The sequence below is a fragment of the Micromonospora maritima genome (genome assembly GCF_902825405.1).
In the GTDB taxonomy this organism is placed as follows: Bacteria; Actinomycetota; Actinomycetes; order Mycobacteriales; family Micromonosporaceae; genus Micromonospora; species Micromonospora maritima.
On sequence record NZ_CADEAU010000129.1, the window covers coordinates 1 to 12,590 of the forward strand.

The 12,590-nt window shown below is 73.5% G+C and carries 13 protein-coding genes and 1 pseudogene; 7 read left to right on the forward strand and 7 right to left on the reverse strand.

The window, feature by feature from the left end; translation table 11 throughout:
• Together HUW36_RS14430 and HUW36_RS14435 are read left to right on the forward strand one after the other, a co-directional pair.
• On the forward strand, positions 1-1,240 hold a 1,240-nt coding region (locus HUW36_RS14430; RefSeq protein ID WP_174528634.1), incomplete at its 5' end, for an RNA polymerase sigma factor.
• Between the two features lie 245 nt (positions 1,241-1,485).
• Positions 1,486-1,719 carry a DUF7455 domain-containing protein gene (locus HUW36_RS14435; RefSeq protein WP_013284786.1) on the forward strand — a complete coding sequence of 78 codons (234 nt, stop codon included), beginning with the start codon at positions 1,486-1,488 and terminating at the stop codon, positions 1,717-1,719.
• A gap of 154 nt (positions 1,720-1,873) precedes the next feature.
• On the opposite strand, the gene HUW36_RS14440 is transcribed toward HUW36_RS14435, so the two are convergent.
• The 3 genes from HUW36_RS14440 to HUW36_RS14450 all read right to left on the reverse strand — a co-directional run bounded on the left by HUW36_RS14440 (position 1,874) and on the right by HUW36_RS14450 (position 4,696).
• Positions 1,874-3,595, reverse strand: a complete 1,722-nt coding sequence (locus HUW36_RS14440; RefSeq protein ID WP_174528638.1) for a DEAD/DEAH box helicase — start codon at positions 3,593-3,595, stop codon at positions 1,874-1,876.
• Positions 3,596-3,792: 197 nt separating this feature from the next.
• A complete protein-coding gene (locus HUW36_RS14445; RefSeq protein ID WP_174528635.1) occupies positions 3,793-4,437 on the reverse strand; it encodes a trimeric intracellular cation channel family protein in 645 nt (214 codons plus the stop codon).
• Positions 4,438-4,477: 40 nt separating this feature from the next.
• Positions 4,478-4,696: a DUF3039 domain-containing protein gene (locus HUW36_RS14450; protein ID WP_091579574.1), complete on the reverse strand. Its 219-nt coding sequence runs from the start codon at positions 4,694-4,696 to the stop codon at positions 4,478-4,480.
• A gap of 88 nt (positions 4,697-4,784) precedes the next feature.
• Here HUW36_RS14450 and HUW36_RS14455 point away from each other — a divergent pair, with 88 nt between their 5' ends.
• From HUW36_RS14455 to HUW36_RS14465, 3 genes are read left to right on the forward strand one after another with little or no spacing between them, the layout of a single operon-like run.
• Positions 4,785-5,711, forward strand: a complete 927-nt coding sequence (locus HUW36_RS14455; protein ID WP_174528636.1) for a pseudouridine-5'-phosphate glycosidase — start codon at positions 4,785-4,787, stop codon at positions 5,709-5,711.
• Positions 5,712-5,764: 53 nt separating this feature from the next.
• The gene (locus tag HUW36_RS14460; RefSeq protein WP_343044326.1) at positions 5,765-6,622 is read left to right on the forward strand and encodes a carbohydrate kinase family protein; all 858 of its coding nucleotides are present in this window, start codon (positions 5,765-5,767) and stop codon (positions 6,620-6,622) included.
• A complete protein-coding gene (locus HUW36_RS14465) occupies positions 6,622-7,368 on the forward strand; it encodes a DedA family protein (protein ID WP_174528637.1) in 747 nt (248 codons plus the stop codon). The genes HUW36_RS14460 and HUW36_RS14465 overlap by 1 nt, the downstream gene beginning before the upstream one ends.
• Here HUW36_RS14465 and HUW36_RS14470 read toward each other — a convergent pair.
• The gene (locus tag HUW36_RS14470) at positions 7,365-8,528 is read right to left on the reverse strand and encodes an alpha/beta hydrolase family protein (RefSeq protein WP_246248171.1); all 1,164 of its coding nucleotides are present in this window, start codon (positions 8,526-8,528) and stop codon (positions 7,365-7,367) included. The two genes, HUW36_RS14465 and HUW36_RS14470, sit on opposite strands and share 4 nt — an antisense overlap.
• An 83-nt stretch (positions 8,529-8,611) precedes the next feature.
• Here HUW36_RS14470 and HUW36_RS14475 point away from each other — a divergent pair.
• Positions 8,612-9,751: pseudogene (locus tag HUW36_RS14475) on the forward strand (PrsW family intramembrane metalloprotease); the annotation flags it as partial.
• A 3-nt stretch (positions 9,752-9,754) separates the two neighbouring features.
• Here the strand turns inward: HUW36_RS14475 and HUW36_RS14480 are convergent.
• The gene (locus tag HUW36_RS14480; RefSeq protein ID WP_172967907.1) at positions 9,755-9,922 is read right to left on the reverse strand and encodes a hypothetical protein; all 168 of its coding nucleotides are present in this window, start codon (positions 9,920-9,922) and stop codon (positions 9,755-9,757) included.
• A 61-nt stretch (positions 9,923-9,983) separates the two neighbouring features.
• The gene (locus HUW36_RS14485; RefSeq protein ID WP_099163495.1) at positions 9,984-10,331 is read right to left on the reverse strand and encodes a GroES family chaperonin; all 348 of its coding nucleotides are present in this window, start codon (positions 10,329-10,331) and stop codon (positions 9,984-9,986) included.
• 172 nt (positions 10,332-10,503) lie between these two features.
• Here HUW36_RS14485 and HUW36_RS14490 point away from each other — a divergent pair, with 172 nt between their 5' ends.
• Complete coding sequence (locus HUW36_RS14490; RefSeq protein ID WP_246248173.1) at positions 10,504-11,784, forward strand: AI-2E family transporter; 1,281 nt, start codon at positions 10,504-10,506, stop codon at positions 11,782-11,784.
• Between the two features lie 52 nt (positions 11,785-11,836).
• Here the strand turns inward: HUW36_RS14490 and HUW36_RS14495 are convergent.
• Positions 11,837-12,590 (reverse strand): ATP-dependent DNA helicase (locus tag HUW36_RS14495; protein WP_246248172.1); only part of this gene is annotated, 754 nt, incomplete at its 5' end.

Genomic DNA, 12,590 nt, shown 5'->3' on the forward strand with positions numbered 1-12,590 from the left:
CACCACCGCCGACGTGGCCGCCACGGCCGCCGCCCCGGCGAAGGCCACCAAGGCCACCCGGGCCACCAAGGCCACCGTGGCCGCCAAGACCGCCGCGGCGAAGTCCGGCAAGGCCGGCGCCAAGGGCGAGGGCGCCGAGGGCGAGATCGACCCGGAGGAGCTGGCCGCCGAGATCGAGGACGTCGTGGTCGAGGAGCCGGCCGAGCTGGCCCAGGCCGCCGAGGCCGACGCCGCCAGCTCCGCCACCGACAACGACTTCGAGTGGGACGACGAGGAGTCCGAGGCGCTCAAGCAGGCGCGCCGGGACGCCGAGCTGACCGCCTCCGCCGACTCCGTCCGGGCCTACCTCAAGCAGATCGGCAAGGTGCCGCTGCTCAACGCCGAGCAGGAGGTCGAGCTCGCCAAGCGGATCGAGGCCGGCCTCTACGCCGCCGAGCGGCTGCGCGCCGCCGACGAGGGCGAGGAGAAGCTGGTCCGCGACCTGCAGCGCGACCTGATGTGGATCTCCCGGGACGGTGAGCGGGCCAAGAACCACCTGCTGGAGGCCAACCTCCGACTGGTGGTCTCGCTGGCCAAGCGCTACACCGGGCGGGGCATGGCCTTCCTCGACCTGATCCAGGAGGGCAACCTCGGCCTGATCCGCGCCGTCGAGAAGTTCGACTACACCAAGGGCTACAAGTTCTCCACGTACGCCACCTGGTGGATCCGCCAGGCCATCACCCGCGCCATGGCCGACCAGGCCCGCACCATCCGCATCCCGGTGCACATGGTCGAGGTGATCAACAAGCTCGGCCGGATCCAGCGCGAGCTGCTCCAGGACCTGGGCCGCGAGCCCACCCCGGAGGAGCTGGCCAAGGAGATGGACATCACACCGGAGAAGGTGCTGGAGATCCAGCAGTACGCCCGGGAGCCCATCTCGCTCGACCAGACCATCGGTGACGAGGGCGACAGCCAGCTCGGCGACTTCATCGAGGACTCCGAGGCCGTCGTGGCGGTCGACGCGGTCTCGTTCTCGCTGCTGCAGGACCAGCTCCAGCAGGTCCTCCAGACGCTGTCCGAGCGCGAGGCGGGCGTGGTACGCCTGCGGTTCGGCCTGACCGACGGCCAGCCGCGCACCCTGGACGAGATCGGCCAGGTGTACGGCGTGACCCGGGAACGCATCCGGCAGATCGAATCCAAGACGATGTCCAAGTTGCGGCACCCCTCGCGTTCCCAGGTGCTCCGCGACTACCTGGACTGACCACCGCACGTCAACTCGTCGTGCCGGTTTGATCACCAGCCGTAGAACACTCATCGGTGATCGGTCGGTTGCCTGTTTGTGATCGTTGACGTGGCACCCTTGGTGCACGGCACACTGTCTTCCACTCCAGGTGTGACCTCGGTCCCCCGCGGGCACACAGGGAAGGCAGGGCCCGAGATGGGTGTTGCACGATAGGTGAGCAACCGAAGAGAGTGTTCATCGGTGACGACCAGAGGAGGAAGGCGATGACCCCGACCCTCACGCCGCCGCCCGAGACGGTGAGCCCCCCGGCCGCCGATGAACGGTGCGACCGCTGCAATGCTGCCGGCAAGCTCCGGATCACTCTGGCGGGTGGGAGCGAGTTGGTGTTCTGTGGGCACCACGCGAACAAGTACGCGGAGGATCTCGTCAAGATCACCGTGCGCTACGCGTCGGACCCGGAGTTCAGCTGGCGAGGCGCCGATCTGATGGCGAACTGAGGTCCGACAAGAAGTCCACAACCCGACATGACCGGCCGGAGGCACCCGCAAGGGGAGCCTCCGGCCGGTTTTTGTGCGGGTACGCGGGTGGTGCGGTGCCCGGTGTCAAGAAGGGGCCCCTGCTCTACCGGAGGCGTTAACAGGGGGCCCTTCCTTACAGGGTCTGCACGGTGGCGATGCGCTCCTCGAGCTGCTCGATCGTGGCCTGGGCGCTGGGCGGGCCGCCGCAGAGCCGGCGCAGCTCGGCGTGGATCTTGCCGTGCGGCTGGCCGGTGCGGTGGTGCCGGGCGGCCACCAGGGCGTTCAGCTGCCGCCGTAGCGCCACCCGACGCTGGGCCGCACTCATTGGTGGGGGCGCCGCCACCGGGGCGGCAGCGGCCGGCTCAGCGGTCCGCTGGGCGGCCCGACGCTTCTGCGCGGCGAGCTGCTCGGCCTGCCGCTTGGTCAGCAGCAGCGACACCTGGTCGGCGGTGAGCAGCCCGGGCAGGCCGAGGTATTCCTCCTCCTCGGGCGTCCCGGCCTGGGCGGCGGTGCCGAACGACGCGCCGTCGAAGATCACCTGGTCCAGCTCGGCGGTGGCGGAGAGCGCCGCGAACCGCTTCTCCAGCTCCCCGCTGGCCCCGTCGTCGCGCTGGGCGCGCTCCAACAGGTCGTCGTCGAAGCCCTCACGGTCCTTGGGCTTGCCGAGCACGTGGTCCCGCTCGGCCTCCATCTCGCTGGCCAGCCCGAGCAGGTGCGGCACGCTGGGCAGGAAGACCGAGGCGGTCTCGCCGGAGCGGCGGGCCCGGACGAACCGGCCGATCGCCTGCGCGAAGTAGAGCGGGGTGCTGGCGCTCGTCGCGTACACGCCGACGGCGAGCCGGGGGATGTCCACGCCCTCGGACACCATCCGCACCGCGACCAGCCACCGCTGCTCGGAGGCCGCGAACGTCGCGATCCGCGCCGATGCGCCCTGGTCGTCGGAGAGCACCACGGCGGCCTTCTCACCGGTCACCTGCTCCAGCAGCTTCGCGTACGCGCGGGCCACCTGCTGGTCGCTGGCGATGACCAGGCCGCCCGCGTCGGGCATGCCGTTGGCCCGCAGCACGCTCAGCCGGGCGTCGGCGGCGCGCAGCACCTGCGGCATCCAGTCACCGGCCGGGTCCAGCGCGGTCCGCCACGCCTGGGCGATCAGGTCCTGCGTCATCGGCTCGCCCAGCCGGGCCGCCAACTCCTCGCCGGCGTTGGTGCGCCACCGGGTCTCCCCCGAGTACGCCAGGAACAGCACCGGCCGGACCACGCCGTCGCGCAGCGCGTCGGCGTATCCGTAGACCGAGTCGGCGCGGGAGCGCAGCAGCCCGTCCCCGCCGCGCTCGTAGCTGATGAACGGGATCGGGTTGTCGTCGGAGCGGAACGGCGTACCGGTGAGCATCAGCCGGCGTACCGCGGGCTCGAACGCCGCCTTGACGCCGTCGCCCCAGGTACGCGCGTCACCGGCGTGGTGGATCTCGTCGAGGATCACCAACGTCCGGCGGGTCATGGTGCGCCGGCGGTGCACCTGCGGCGCCATGCCGACCTGGGCGTACGTGACCACGGCGCCGTGGAAGTCGGCGGCGGAGTGCAGGTCGGCGTTGCGGAACGCGGCGTCGAGCTGGATGCCGACCCGGGCCGCCGCCTGCGCCCACTGGGTCTTCAGGTGCTCGGTCGGCGCGACCACGGTGACCGCCTCGACGGTGCCGTCGGCGAGCAGCTCGGCGGCGATCCGCAGGGCGAAGGTGGTCTTTCCGGCGCCGGGCGTCGCGACCGCGGTGAAGTCCTCGGCCCGGCGGCGCAGGTATTCCACCATCGCCTTGCGTTGCCAGGCACGCAGGGGCGGGAACGTGTCGAGCGCGGGCATCCGCGGTGGCACGCGTGGCTCCTCTCCGCCGCGGACGGCGGCGGGCCCGACCGGGGGCCACGGGAGCCGCCGCCCATGAAAAGGCCCTCGCGCATCCGGTGCCGCGAAGGCCGACCCAGCATAACCAGCGAGGGCGTTCCGCCCCACCCGACGCCACGCTGGTCACATCCGCCCACCCGGTGCGCGACGGATCGGGCCTACGGCCAGCGGGTCCCGGTGCGGGGCGGGCGCAGCGTGGGCACCGGCGCCGACCAGCGTCGCCGCAGCGCGATCAGGCGCAGCCCGAACACGAAGACCGCCGCGCCGGTCAGCGGCAGCGCGGTGGCGTGTCCGTAGGTCGACAGCAGCGCCACCACGATCGAGCCGGCGAGCGCGGCGACCGCGTAGATCTCCGAGCGCAGCACCACCGGGATCTCGCCGGTGAGCAGGTCCCGCCCCAGCCCGCCGCCGATCGCGGTGAGCATGCCGATCATGCAGGCGCCGACCGCGGGCACGTGCGCGTCGAGGGCCTTGAGCGTGCCGGTCACGGTGAACAGGGCGAGGCCGGCCGCGTCGAGCACCAGCACGGTGGTCCGCAGCCGGGCCAGCTGCGGGTGCAGCCGGAACACGGCGGCGGCGGTGACGGCGGCGGTGACCGCGTACCGCCAGTCGGCGAACGCCAGCGGCGGGACCTCGTCGATCACCAGGTCGCGGAAGATCCCGCCGCCGAGGGCGGCGACCACGCCGACGAAGACCACCCCGAACAGGTCGAGCCGTTTCGCCACCGCCGCGGAGGCGCCGGAGGCGGCGAACACCGCCACGCCGGTGAGGTCGGCGAGGAGCAGCGCGGTGGAGGTGGTCACCGCCGCAGGTTACGTGGGTGGGCGGCGGAGCCGCCCACGATCACTCCGAGTAGGAGTCGTAGATCTCCTTGCACTTCGGGCACACCGGGGAGCCGGGCTTGGCCGCCTTGGTGACCGGGAACGTCTCGCCGCAGAGCGCGACCACGTAGGTGCCCATGACGGCACTCTCGGCGATCTTCTCCTTGCGGACGTAGTGGAACATCTCGGGACCAGTGTCGGCGTCCTTCAGCTCGGGACGCTCGAGAACCTCTGTGCTCACGTCTGCACCTCCGACCTTCCAGTTTGGCAGGCCCCTCCGGCCCGGTCCACCTGGGCCCGCCCGCGGAGCGGCCCGTACCGTAGCCGATGTGACCAACTTTCACATCAGCCTCGGCAGTGACGTGGCCGACGCCCTGCGGGACGGCCGCCCGGTGGTGGCGCTGGAGAGCACGATCGTCTCGCACGGCCTGCCCCGGCCGGACAACCTGCGCGTGGCGCGGGAGATCGAGCAGGCGGTCCGGGACGCCGGCGCGGTACCGGCCACCATCGGCATGGTCGCCGGCGAGCTGCGGGTCGGGCTGGACGACGCCCAGCTCACCCGGCTCGCCACGGTCGACGGGGTGAGCAAGCTCTCGGTCCGCGACCTGGCGCCGGCGGCGGCGACCGGCGCGGACGGGGCCACCACGGTGGCGGCCACCAGCGCGGTGGCGGCGGCGGCCGGGATCGGGGTGTTCGCCACCGGCGGGCTCGGCGGCGTGCACCGCGAGGCGGCGCAGACGTTCGACGAGTCGGCCGACCTGGTCACCCTGGCCCGCACGCCGATCGCGGTGGTCTGCGCCGGGGTGAAGTCGATCCTCGACGTGGGCGCGACGCTGGAGCGGCTGGAGACGCTCGGAGTGGGCGTGGTGGGTTACCGCACCCGCCGCTTCCCCGGGTTCTACCTGACCGACGCCGGCTTCGACCTGGACTGGTCGGTGGAGTCCCCGGAGCAGGTGGCCGACGTGCTGGCCGCCCGGACGGCGCAGGGCTTGCACCACGGCGGGCTGATCGTGGCCAACCCGCTGCCGGTCGACGAGCAGCTCGACCCCGCGCTGCACGACCGCACGCTGGCCGAGGGCCTGACGGCACTGGCCCGCGAGGGGATCACCGGCAAGGCGGTGACGCCGTTCCTGCTGGCCCACTTCCACTCCGCCACCGAGGGCGCCAGTCTGGCGGTGAACGTCCGCATCATCCTGCGCAACGCCGACCTGGCGGCACGCGTCGCGGTCGCCGCGGCGGCCCGGCGCCCGGCATGAGCGAACGCACCGAGCGCAGCGAGGGCCGTGAGGCCATGCCCGGCCAGCACAGCATGACCGGGGTGCCGCGCGTCGTCGTGGTCGGCGACGTGATCACCGACGTGCTCGCGGTCCTGTCCGGTCCGCTGGCCACCGGCTCGGACACCGCGGCGGGGATCCGGTTCAGCGGCGGCGGTCAGGCGGCCAACACGGCGGCCTGGCTCGCCGGGCAGGGCGCGGCCGTGAGCCTGGTGGCCGCCGTCGGCGACGACGAGACCGGCCGGGAACGGGTCGCCGAGCTGACCCGGGCCGGCGTGGACTGCGTCGTCGAGCGGCACGAGGGCTACCCGACCGGCACGGTCATCGTGCTCACCCACGACGGCGAGCGGACCATGGTCAGCCAGCGGGGCGCCAACCTGCGCCTGACCGCCGGGCACGTGGAGACGGCCCTGGCGGCGGCGCCCGACGCCGGGCACCTGCACCTGTCCGCGTACACGCTGTTGGACGTCGGGTCCCGCGGCGCGGGCCTGCGCGCGCTGGCCGCGGCGCGCGAGCGTGGGTTGACCGTCAGCGTCGACGCGGCCTCCGCGGCGCCGCTGCGGCGCGTCGGAGGGGCGTTCCTGACCTGGGTACGCGACGTCGACCTGCTGCTGGTCAACACGGACGAGGCGACGGTGCTGGCCGGCGGGCTGGATCCGGCGGCCCAGGCGCGGGCGCTGACGTCGGTGGCGCACCGGGTGGTGGTCAAGCGCGGCGCGGCCGGTGCGGTCTGGGTGGAACGCGGCGGCGTGCCGATCGGCGTTGCCCGCCACGTCGTGCGACCGGGTGAGCGGTTGGGCGACGGCGACCCGCAGCGGCCTACGCATGGGCCACACCGTAACCGGCGCCGCTTTCCGTGGTCGACCGGCGCTTCGGCCCGTAACGTGGTCTGATGATCGGAAACGCACAGCTCCTCGCCGGCCCCCGGGTGAGTGCCGCGCGCGCCGCGGAGCCGGCCGGCGAAGGGCCCGTCGGCTGGGTCACCGGCCTGGTGGAACGACTCGGCGGCCCCGGGGCCGGGCTCGCGGTGGCCCTGGAGAACCTGTTCCCGCCCATCCCCAGCGAGGTCATCCTGCCGCTGGCCGGGTTCACCGCCAGCCAGGGCCGGATGAGCCTGTTCGGCGCGATCGCCTGGACCACGCTCGGGTCGGTGCTCGGCGCGCTGGCGCTCTACTACGTCGGCGCGGCGCTGGGGCGGGACCGGATGCGTGCGCTGGCCGCGCGGCTGCCCCTGATCAAGTTGGACGACGTCGACCGCACCGAGGCGTGGTTCCTCCGGCACGGCGTCAAGGCGGTGTTCTTCGGCCGGATGATTCCGATCTTCCGCAGTCTGATCTCCGTACCGGCCGGCGTGGAACGGATGCCGGTGCCGGTCTTCCTCCTGTTCACCGCGCTGGGCAGCCTGATCTGGAACACCGCGTTCGTGCTCGCCGGGTATCTGCTCGGCGAGAACTGGCACGTGGTCGAGGCGTACGTCGGCACGCTGCAGAACGTGGTCATCCTCGCCGTGGTGGCCGGCGTCGGCTGGTTCGTGGTCAGCCGGGTGCGCCGCTCCCGCCGGGCGGCCGCCGGGTCCGACGCGCCGCCCCGGCCGGGCACCGTCTACCGGGGCGGCTGGTACGCGCCGGAGGAGGACTAGGGGCAGGCCGGGTAGAGGCGTCGGGTGCCGGCGCCGGCGGCCCAGGCGGCCGCGTCGCTGAACCGGCAGCCGAAGTCCGGTGCCGCCACCGCCCGGGGGTCGGTGACCGCGTCGCCGGCCGGGCGCTTTCCGGTGCGTACCCAGCGGGTCAGGTCGTCCCAGGCGGCGCCGGCCTCGGCCGGGCTGAACTCGCAGTGCTGCGCGGCCCGGACCGCCCGCTGCACCAGCAGCCGGGAGCGGCCGTGCCACGCCACGTCCCGGGCGTACGCCTGCTCCATGCTGAACGGCACGAACAGGTCGCCCAGGTCGTGCAGGCTCAGCACCGGCACGGTGGGCCGGCCGGCGATCCGGGGCACCTCGGTCAGCGCGGGGGAGAGCCGCTGGCGCAGGTTCTCCGGGGCGACCCGCTGCACGGTGGCGTTCAGGTTCACCGGCTGGTTCGGCGTGTAGCGGGTGAACAGGTTCGTGGCGAGCTGTCCGGGCCGCTGCGCGGGGGAGTCGCCGCCGTCGGTGGTGGCGATGCCGAACAGGAAGTCCTTCCACACCGCGAAGGCGGCGTCGGCGCCCGGCCTCGGCCCGCCGGAGCGGGCCACGGTGACCGCGCGCAGCTGCTTGCCGAGCGCGTTCGTGGTGTCCGGGCCGGTGGGGGTCAGGCCGGCCAGCCCGAGCGCGACCTGGATCCGGGGCACCGCGTTGGTCAGGTAGTCGGCCGGTGTCGGGTAGGCCCGCACCCCGGCCAGCGCCTGCGCGACCAGGTTGTAGTCGAGGAAGTAGTCGAACAGCTCCTGGTCGCCGAGCACCCCGCACATCGGCAGCGCGCCGGCGTAGTAGCCGGGGTACTGCTCCAGGGACCGGCCGATGACGTGCCCGCCCATGCTGACCCCGGCGATGAGCACCCGGTGCGGCCGGCGCACGGTGCGGGCGAACAGGTCCGCCAGCGCCCGGGTGCCGCGCACCCCGGAGCGGATGTCGTAGCCGTTGCGGTCGTACGACGACGACGCCCAGGCGTATCCCTGGGACAGCAGCCGTTGCCGCAGGTCGAACGCGGGCGGCTCGGGGGAGAGTTCGGTGCCCTGGCCGCGGTAGCCGTGCGCCCACATCACCAGGTCGCCGTTCCACCGGGCCGGGACCTCGACGATGTAGCCGGCGTGGGCGTGCACGCCCTGCCGGACGGTGGTGGCGGCCCCGTCGACGACGAGGGGTGGCAGCGGCGGGTTGACGATGGTGTAGCCGGGCAGCGGCCCGGTGCCGCCCCGAGCCGTTGAAGTACCTGATCTTCTGCTTCGCCTGGGGTGCCTTCGTCTCGACCGCGATCTCGCTGCTGGTCAACGAGACGGGGGCGCGGCTGTTCGAGGACCGGGGGTTGCCCACCGCGCTGACCGCGGTGCTGGTCGCGCCGTTCATCGAGGAGCTGACCAAGGCGGCCGGCCCGATCCTGCTGCTGATCTTCCGCCGGCGGGAGTTCTCCGGGGTCACCGACGGCCTGGTCTACTGCGGGCTCTCCGCGGTCGGCTTCGCCATGGTCGAGAACATCCTCTACCTGGGCGGATACGGCTACCGCACCGGCGTGGAGGAGTACGGCCCGGCCACCGGCGCCCAGCAGGTCATCGCGATCTTCATCGTGCGGATCCTGCTGTTCGGCTTCGCGCACCCGCTGTTCACCTCGATGACCGGCGTCGGGCTGGGTGTGGCCGCGCGGACCGCCGACCGCCGGGTGCGGATCCTCGCCCCGCTCGCCGGCCTGCTGCTGGCCATGATGCTGCACGGCACCTGGAACCTCCTGCCCTCACTGGCCCAGGCCACCGGGCAGCCGGTGATCGCGCTCTACGGCTACCTCGGCGTGATGGTGCCGATCTTCTTCGCCATGGTGGGGCTGGCGGTGTGGCTGCGGGCCTGGGAGGGGCGGCTGACCGAGCGCACCCTGCCGGACTACGTGCGGGCGGGCTGGCTGACCCCGCCGGAGGTGGCGGCGCTGGGCAGCCTGGGCCGGCGGCACGCGGCCCGCACCTGGGCCCGCCGGGTGGCCGGCGACGGCGGCGTGAAGGCGATGCGCGGCTACCAGTTCGCCGCGACCCGGTTGGCGTTGCTGCGCGACGGGATGCGCCGGGGGTTGGACCGCAAGCCCGCCGAGCGGGACCGGACGGCACGGGAGGAACGGGAGCTGCTGGACGCGATCGCCGCGTACCGGTCGTTCTTCGTCGGTCGGGACCCGCAGGCGCCGGTCGGGGTCTGGGACGGTCAGCGCTACCACCTGCGGTTCCCGGACGGGTCGCAGCGCACGGTCGACGCGCCGGACGAGCCGGTGGTGCCGATCCCGGTGGTGCTGGCCCCGCCACCGCCTCCGGTCGGTCACGGCCCGCACCCGTGGCACCCGGGCGGGTGACGGTCAGGCCACCAGGCCGGTGAGGAAGTCGCCGAGCCCCTGGGCGATGGCCATCAGCGCCACGCCGATCCCCTTGAACAGCTGGGCCGCACCGTCGGGCCGGAACGCCATGAAGTAGATCAGGAACGCGAGGAATCCCCAGGCGAGGATCTTCTTGATCACTACCGGCATGGTCCCTCCCCAGGGCGCTGAGGTGCCTGGGCTTCCCGCCGGGCAGCGCCGCAAACGAGGGCTAGAGGTAGAGGCCGGTGGAGCCGGCGGCGGTGGTCTCCACCCGCTCGGCCGCCACCGCGTGCACGTCCCGCTCGCGCAGCAGCACGTACGCCCGACCGTGCAACTCCACCTCGGAGCGGTCGTCGGGGTCGAAGAGGACCCGGTCGCCGGAGACGATCGAGCGCACGTTCGGCCCCACGCCGACCGCGGTGGCCCAGGCCAGCCGCTTGCCGACCGCCGCGGTCGCGGGGATCACGATGCCCGCGGTGGAGCGGCGTTCCCCCTCGGCGCCCTCGGTACGCACGAGCACGCGGTCGTGCAGCAGGCGGATGGGCAGCCCGGCGTCGAGACTCTGGTCGGCGGTCACGCGAAGACGCTACCGCGTGCCCCGCGGTCGATCCCGGCGTGGTTGGCCACTGACGTGGCGGGGCAATGTGTGGCGCAGTCGCCCTAGGGTGGGGCGATCGGACGTATCCTGTCCCCCCCTGTGACGTGGGTGGGCCGACTTGCCGGAGGTGCGCTTGAGCCGCTTCGAGCGGATGCGCGGACGGCTCCGCCGCGCGTACGAGTCGGGCCGCGAGTCCGTCCGGTCCCGCCGGGAGGAATTGGACGCGGCGCCGGAGGGCGTCCGCGTGGCCTCGCCGGTCTCGCCGGGTCCGGTGGCGTCGCCGTCGGCGATGGTGGTGGGCGCCGAGCCGCCGGCCGCGATGCACAACTCGACGGTCAGCCGCGACGACACGGAGGTGCCGCACGCGCTGCGGATCGCCGCCGCGTGGTGCTGGCGCCTGATCGTGATCGGCATCGTGACCTGGGCACTCCTCAAGATCATCGGCACGATCAGCATCGTGATCATCCCGCTGACCGTCGCCCTCCTGCTCTCCGCGTTGCTCGCGCCCGCGGTCGGCTGGCTGCTCAGGGCGCGGTTCCCCCGCTCGCTGGCGACCGGCGTGGTGCTGGTCGGCGGCCTGGCCGCGGTGATCGGCACGCTGACGCTGGTGGTCAACGAGTTCATCCAGGGCGTGCCGGAGCTGAGCGAGAAGTCCTCCCAGGGCGTCCGGCAGATCCAGGACTGGCTCAAGACCGGCCCGCTGCACCTGTCCGACAGCCAGCTCGACCGCTACATCGACGAGGCGCAGAGCTGGATCAACGGCAACACCGAGCGGTTCACCAGCGGCGCGCTCAGCACCGCCGCCACGCTGGCCGAGGTGCTCACCGGCACCGTCCTGGTGCTGTTCGCGACGTTCTTCTTCCTCCGCGACGGCAACAACATCTGGCGGTTCCTGGTGCGGCTGCTGCCGGTGGCCGCGCGCTGGAAGGTCGACGACGCCGGGCGCGCCTCCTGGGCGACGCTCGGCGCGTACGTCCGGGCCACCGTCCTGGTCGCGTTCATCGACGCCGTCGGCATCGGCATCTTCCTCGTCGTCTTCGACATCCCGTTCGCGTTCCCGCTGGCCGCGCTGGTGTTCCTGGGCGCGTTCATCCCGATCGTCGGCGCGTTCCTGTCCGGCGTGGTGGCCGTGCTGGTGGCGCTCGTCGACAGCGGCCCGGTGACCGCGCTGATCATCCTGGGCGTGGTCATCGGCGTGCAGCAGGTCGAGGGGCACGTGCTCCAGCCGCTGATCATGGGCCGGGCGGTGGCCATCCACCCGCTCGCCGTGATCATCGGCATCGCCGCCGGCGTGGTGCTGGCCGGCATCGCCGGAGCGCTGGTCGCGGTGCCGCTGATCGCCGTGCTCAACACCGCGGTCCGGCGGCTCGCCGCGCGTACCGTGCCGGACACCCCGCCGGACGCGGTGGTGGTCGCCTCCCAGGCGCCCTGACCCGGCAGGACCCGTCGACGCCCGCGTCACCCCACCCGGGGAGGCGCGGGCGTCAGCTCTTGGCGAGCCGTTCCAGCGCGCCCCGGGCCACCTCGGGTCGCGTGGTGTACCAGAACGGCGGCAGCGACCGGCGCAGGAAAGGGCCGTAGCCGCGCGCCGTCTCCAACCGTGAGTCGAGCACCGCCACCACGCCCCGGTCGCCGGTGGCCCGGATCAACCGCCCGACGCCCTGCGCCAGCCGGACCGCCGCGATCGGCACGCTCACCGCCGCGAACCCGGACCCGCCGCCCGCGTCGACCGCCGCCGCGCGGGCCGCCGCGAGCGGCTCGTCGGGGCGGGGGAACGGCAACCTGTCGATCACGACGAGCTGGCAGGCGTCACCCGGCACGTCCACCCCCTGCCAGAGCGACATCACCCCGAACAGGCAGCTCTCCCGTTCCTCGCGGAACCGGCGGACCAGCAGCGGCAGCGCCTCCTCGCCCTGGAGCAGCACCGGCAGGTCGGTCCGCGCCCGGACCAGCTCCGCCGCCTGCTGCGCGGCCCGTCGCGAGGAGAAGAGCCCGAGGGTACGTCCACCGAGCGCACCGACGAGCGCCAGCAACTCCTCGCCGGCCGCCGTGGGCAGCCCGGACACGCTGGGCCGGGGCAGGTGCGCGGCGACGTAGAGGATGCCCTGCCGGGCGTAGTCGAACGGCGAGCCGACGTCGAGCGACCGCCAGCCGGGCCCCTCCGTGGCCGGGACCGTGCCGACCGCCGCCCGGCTGCCCTCCGTGCTCGCCACCGGGGCCGGGCCGGTCGTCCGACCG

Excerpts from the sequence above, each read along its gene's own strand:
- HUW36_RS14435 (WP_013284786.1), top strand. The coding sequence starts at position 1,486 with ATGACCCCGACCCTCACGCCGCCGCCCGAGACGGTGAGCCCCCCGGCC.
- HUW36_RS14440 (WP_174528638.1), bottom strand. The coding sequence starts at position 3,595 with ATGCCCGCGCTCGACACGTTCCCGCCCCTGCGTGCCTGGCAACGCAAG.
- HUW36_RS14460 (WP_343044326.1), top strand. The coding sequence starts at position 5,765 with ATGACCGGGGTGCCGCGCGTCGTCGTGGTCGGCGACGTGATCACCGAC.
- HUW36_RS14465 (WP_174528637.1), top strand. The coding sequence starts at position 6,622 with ATGATCGGAAACGCACAGCTCCTCGCCGGCCCCCGGGTGAGTGCCGCG.
- HUW36_RS14480 (WP_172967907.1), bottom strand. The coding sequence starts at position 9,922 with ATGCCGGTAGTGATCAAGAAGATCCTCGCCTGGGGATTCCTCGCGTTC.
- HUW36_RS14490 (WP_246248173.1), top strand. The coding sequence starts at position 10,504 with ATGCGCGGACGGCTCCGCCGCGCGTACGAGTCGGGCCGCGAGTCCGTC.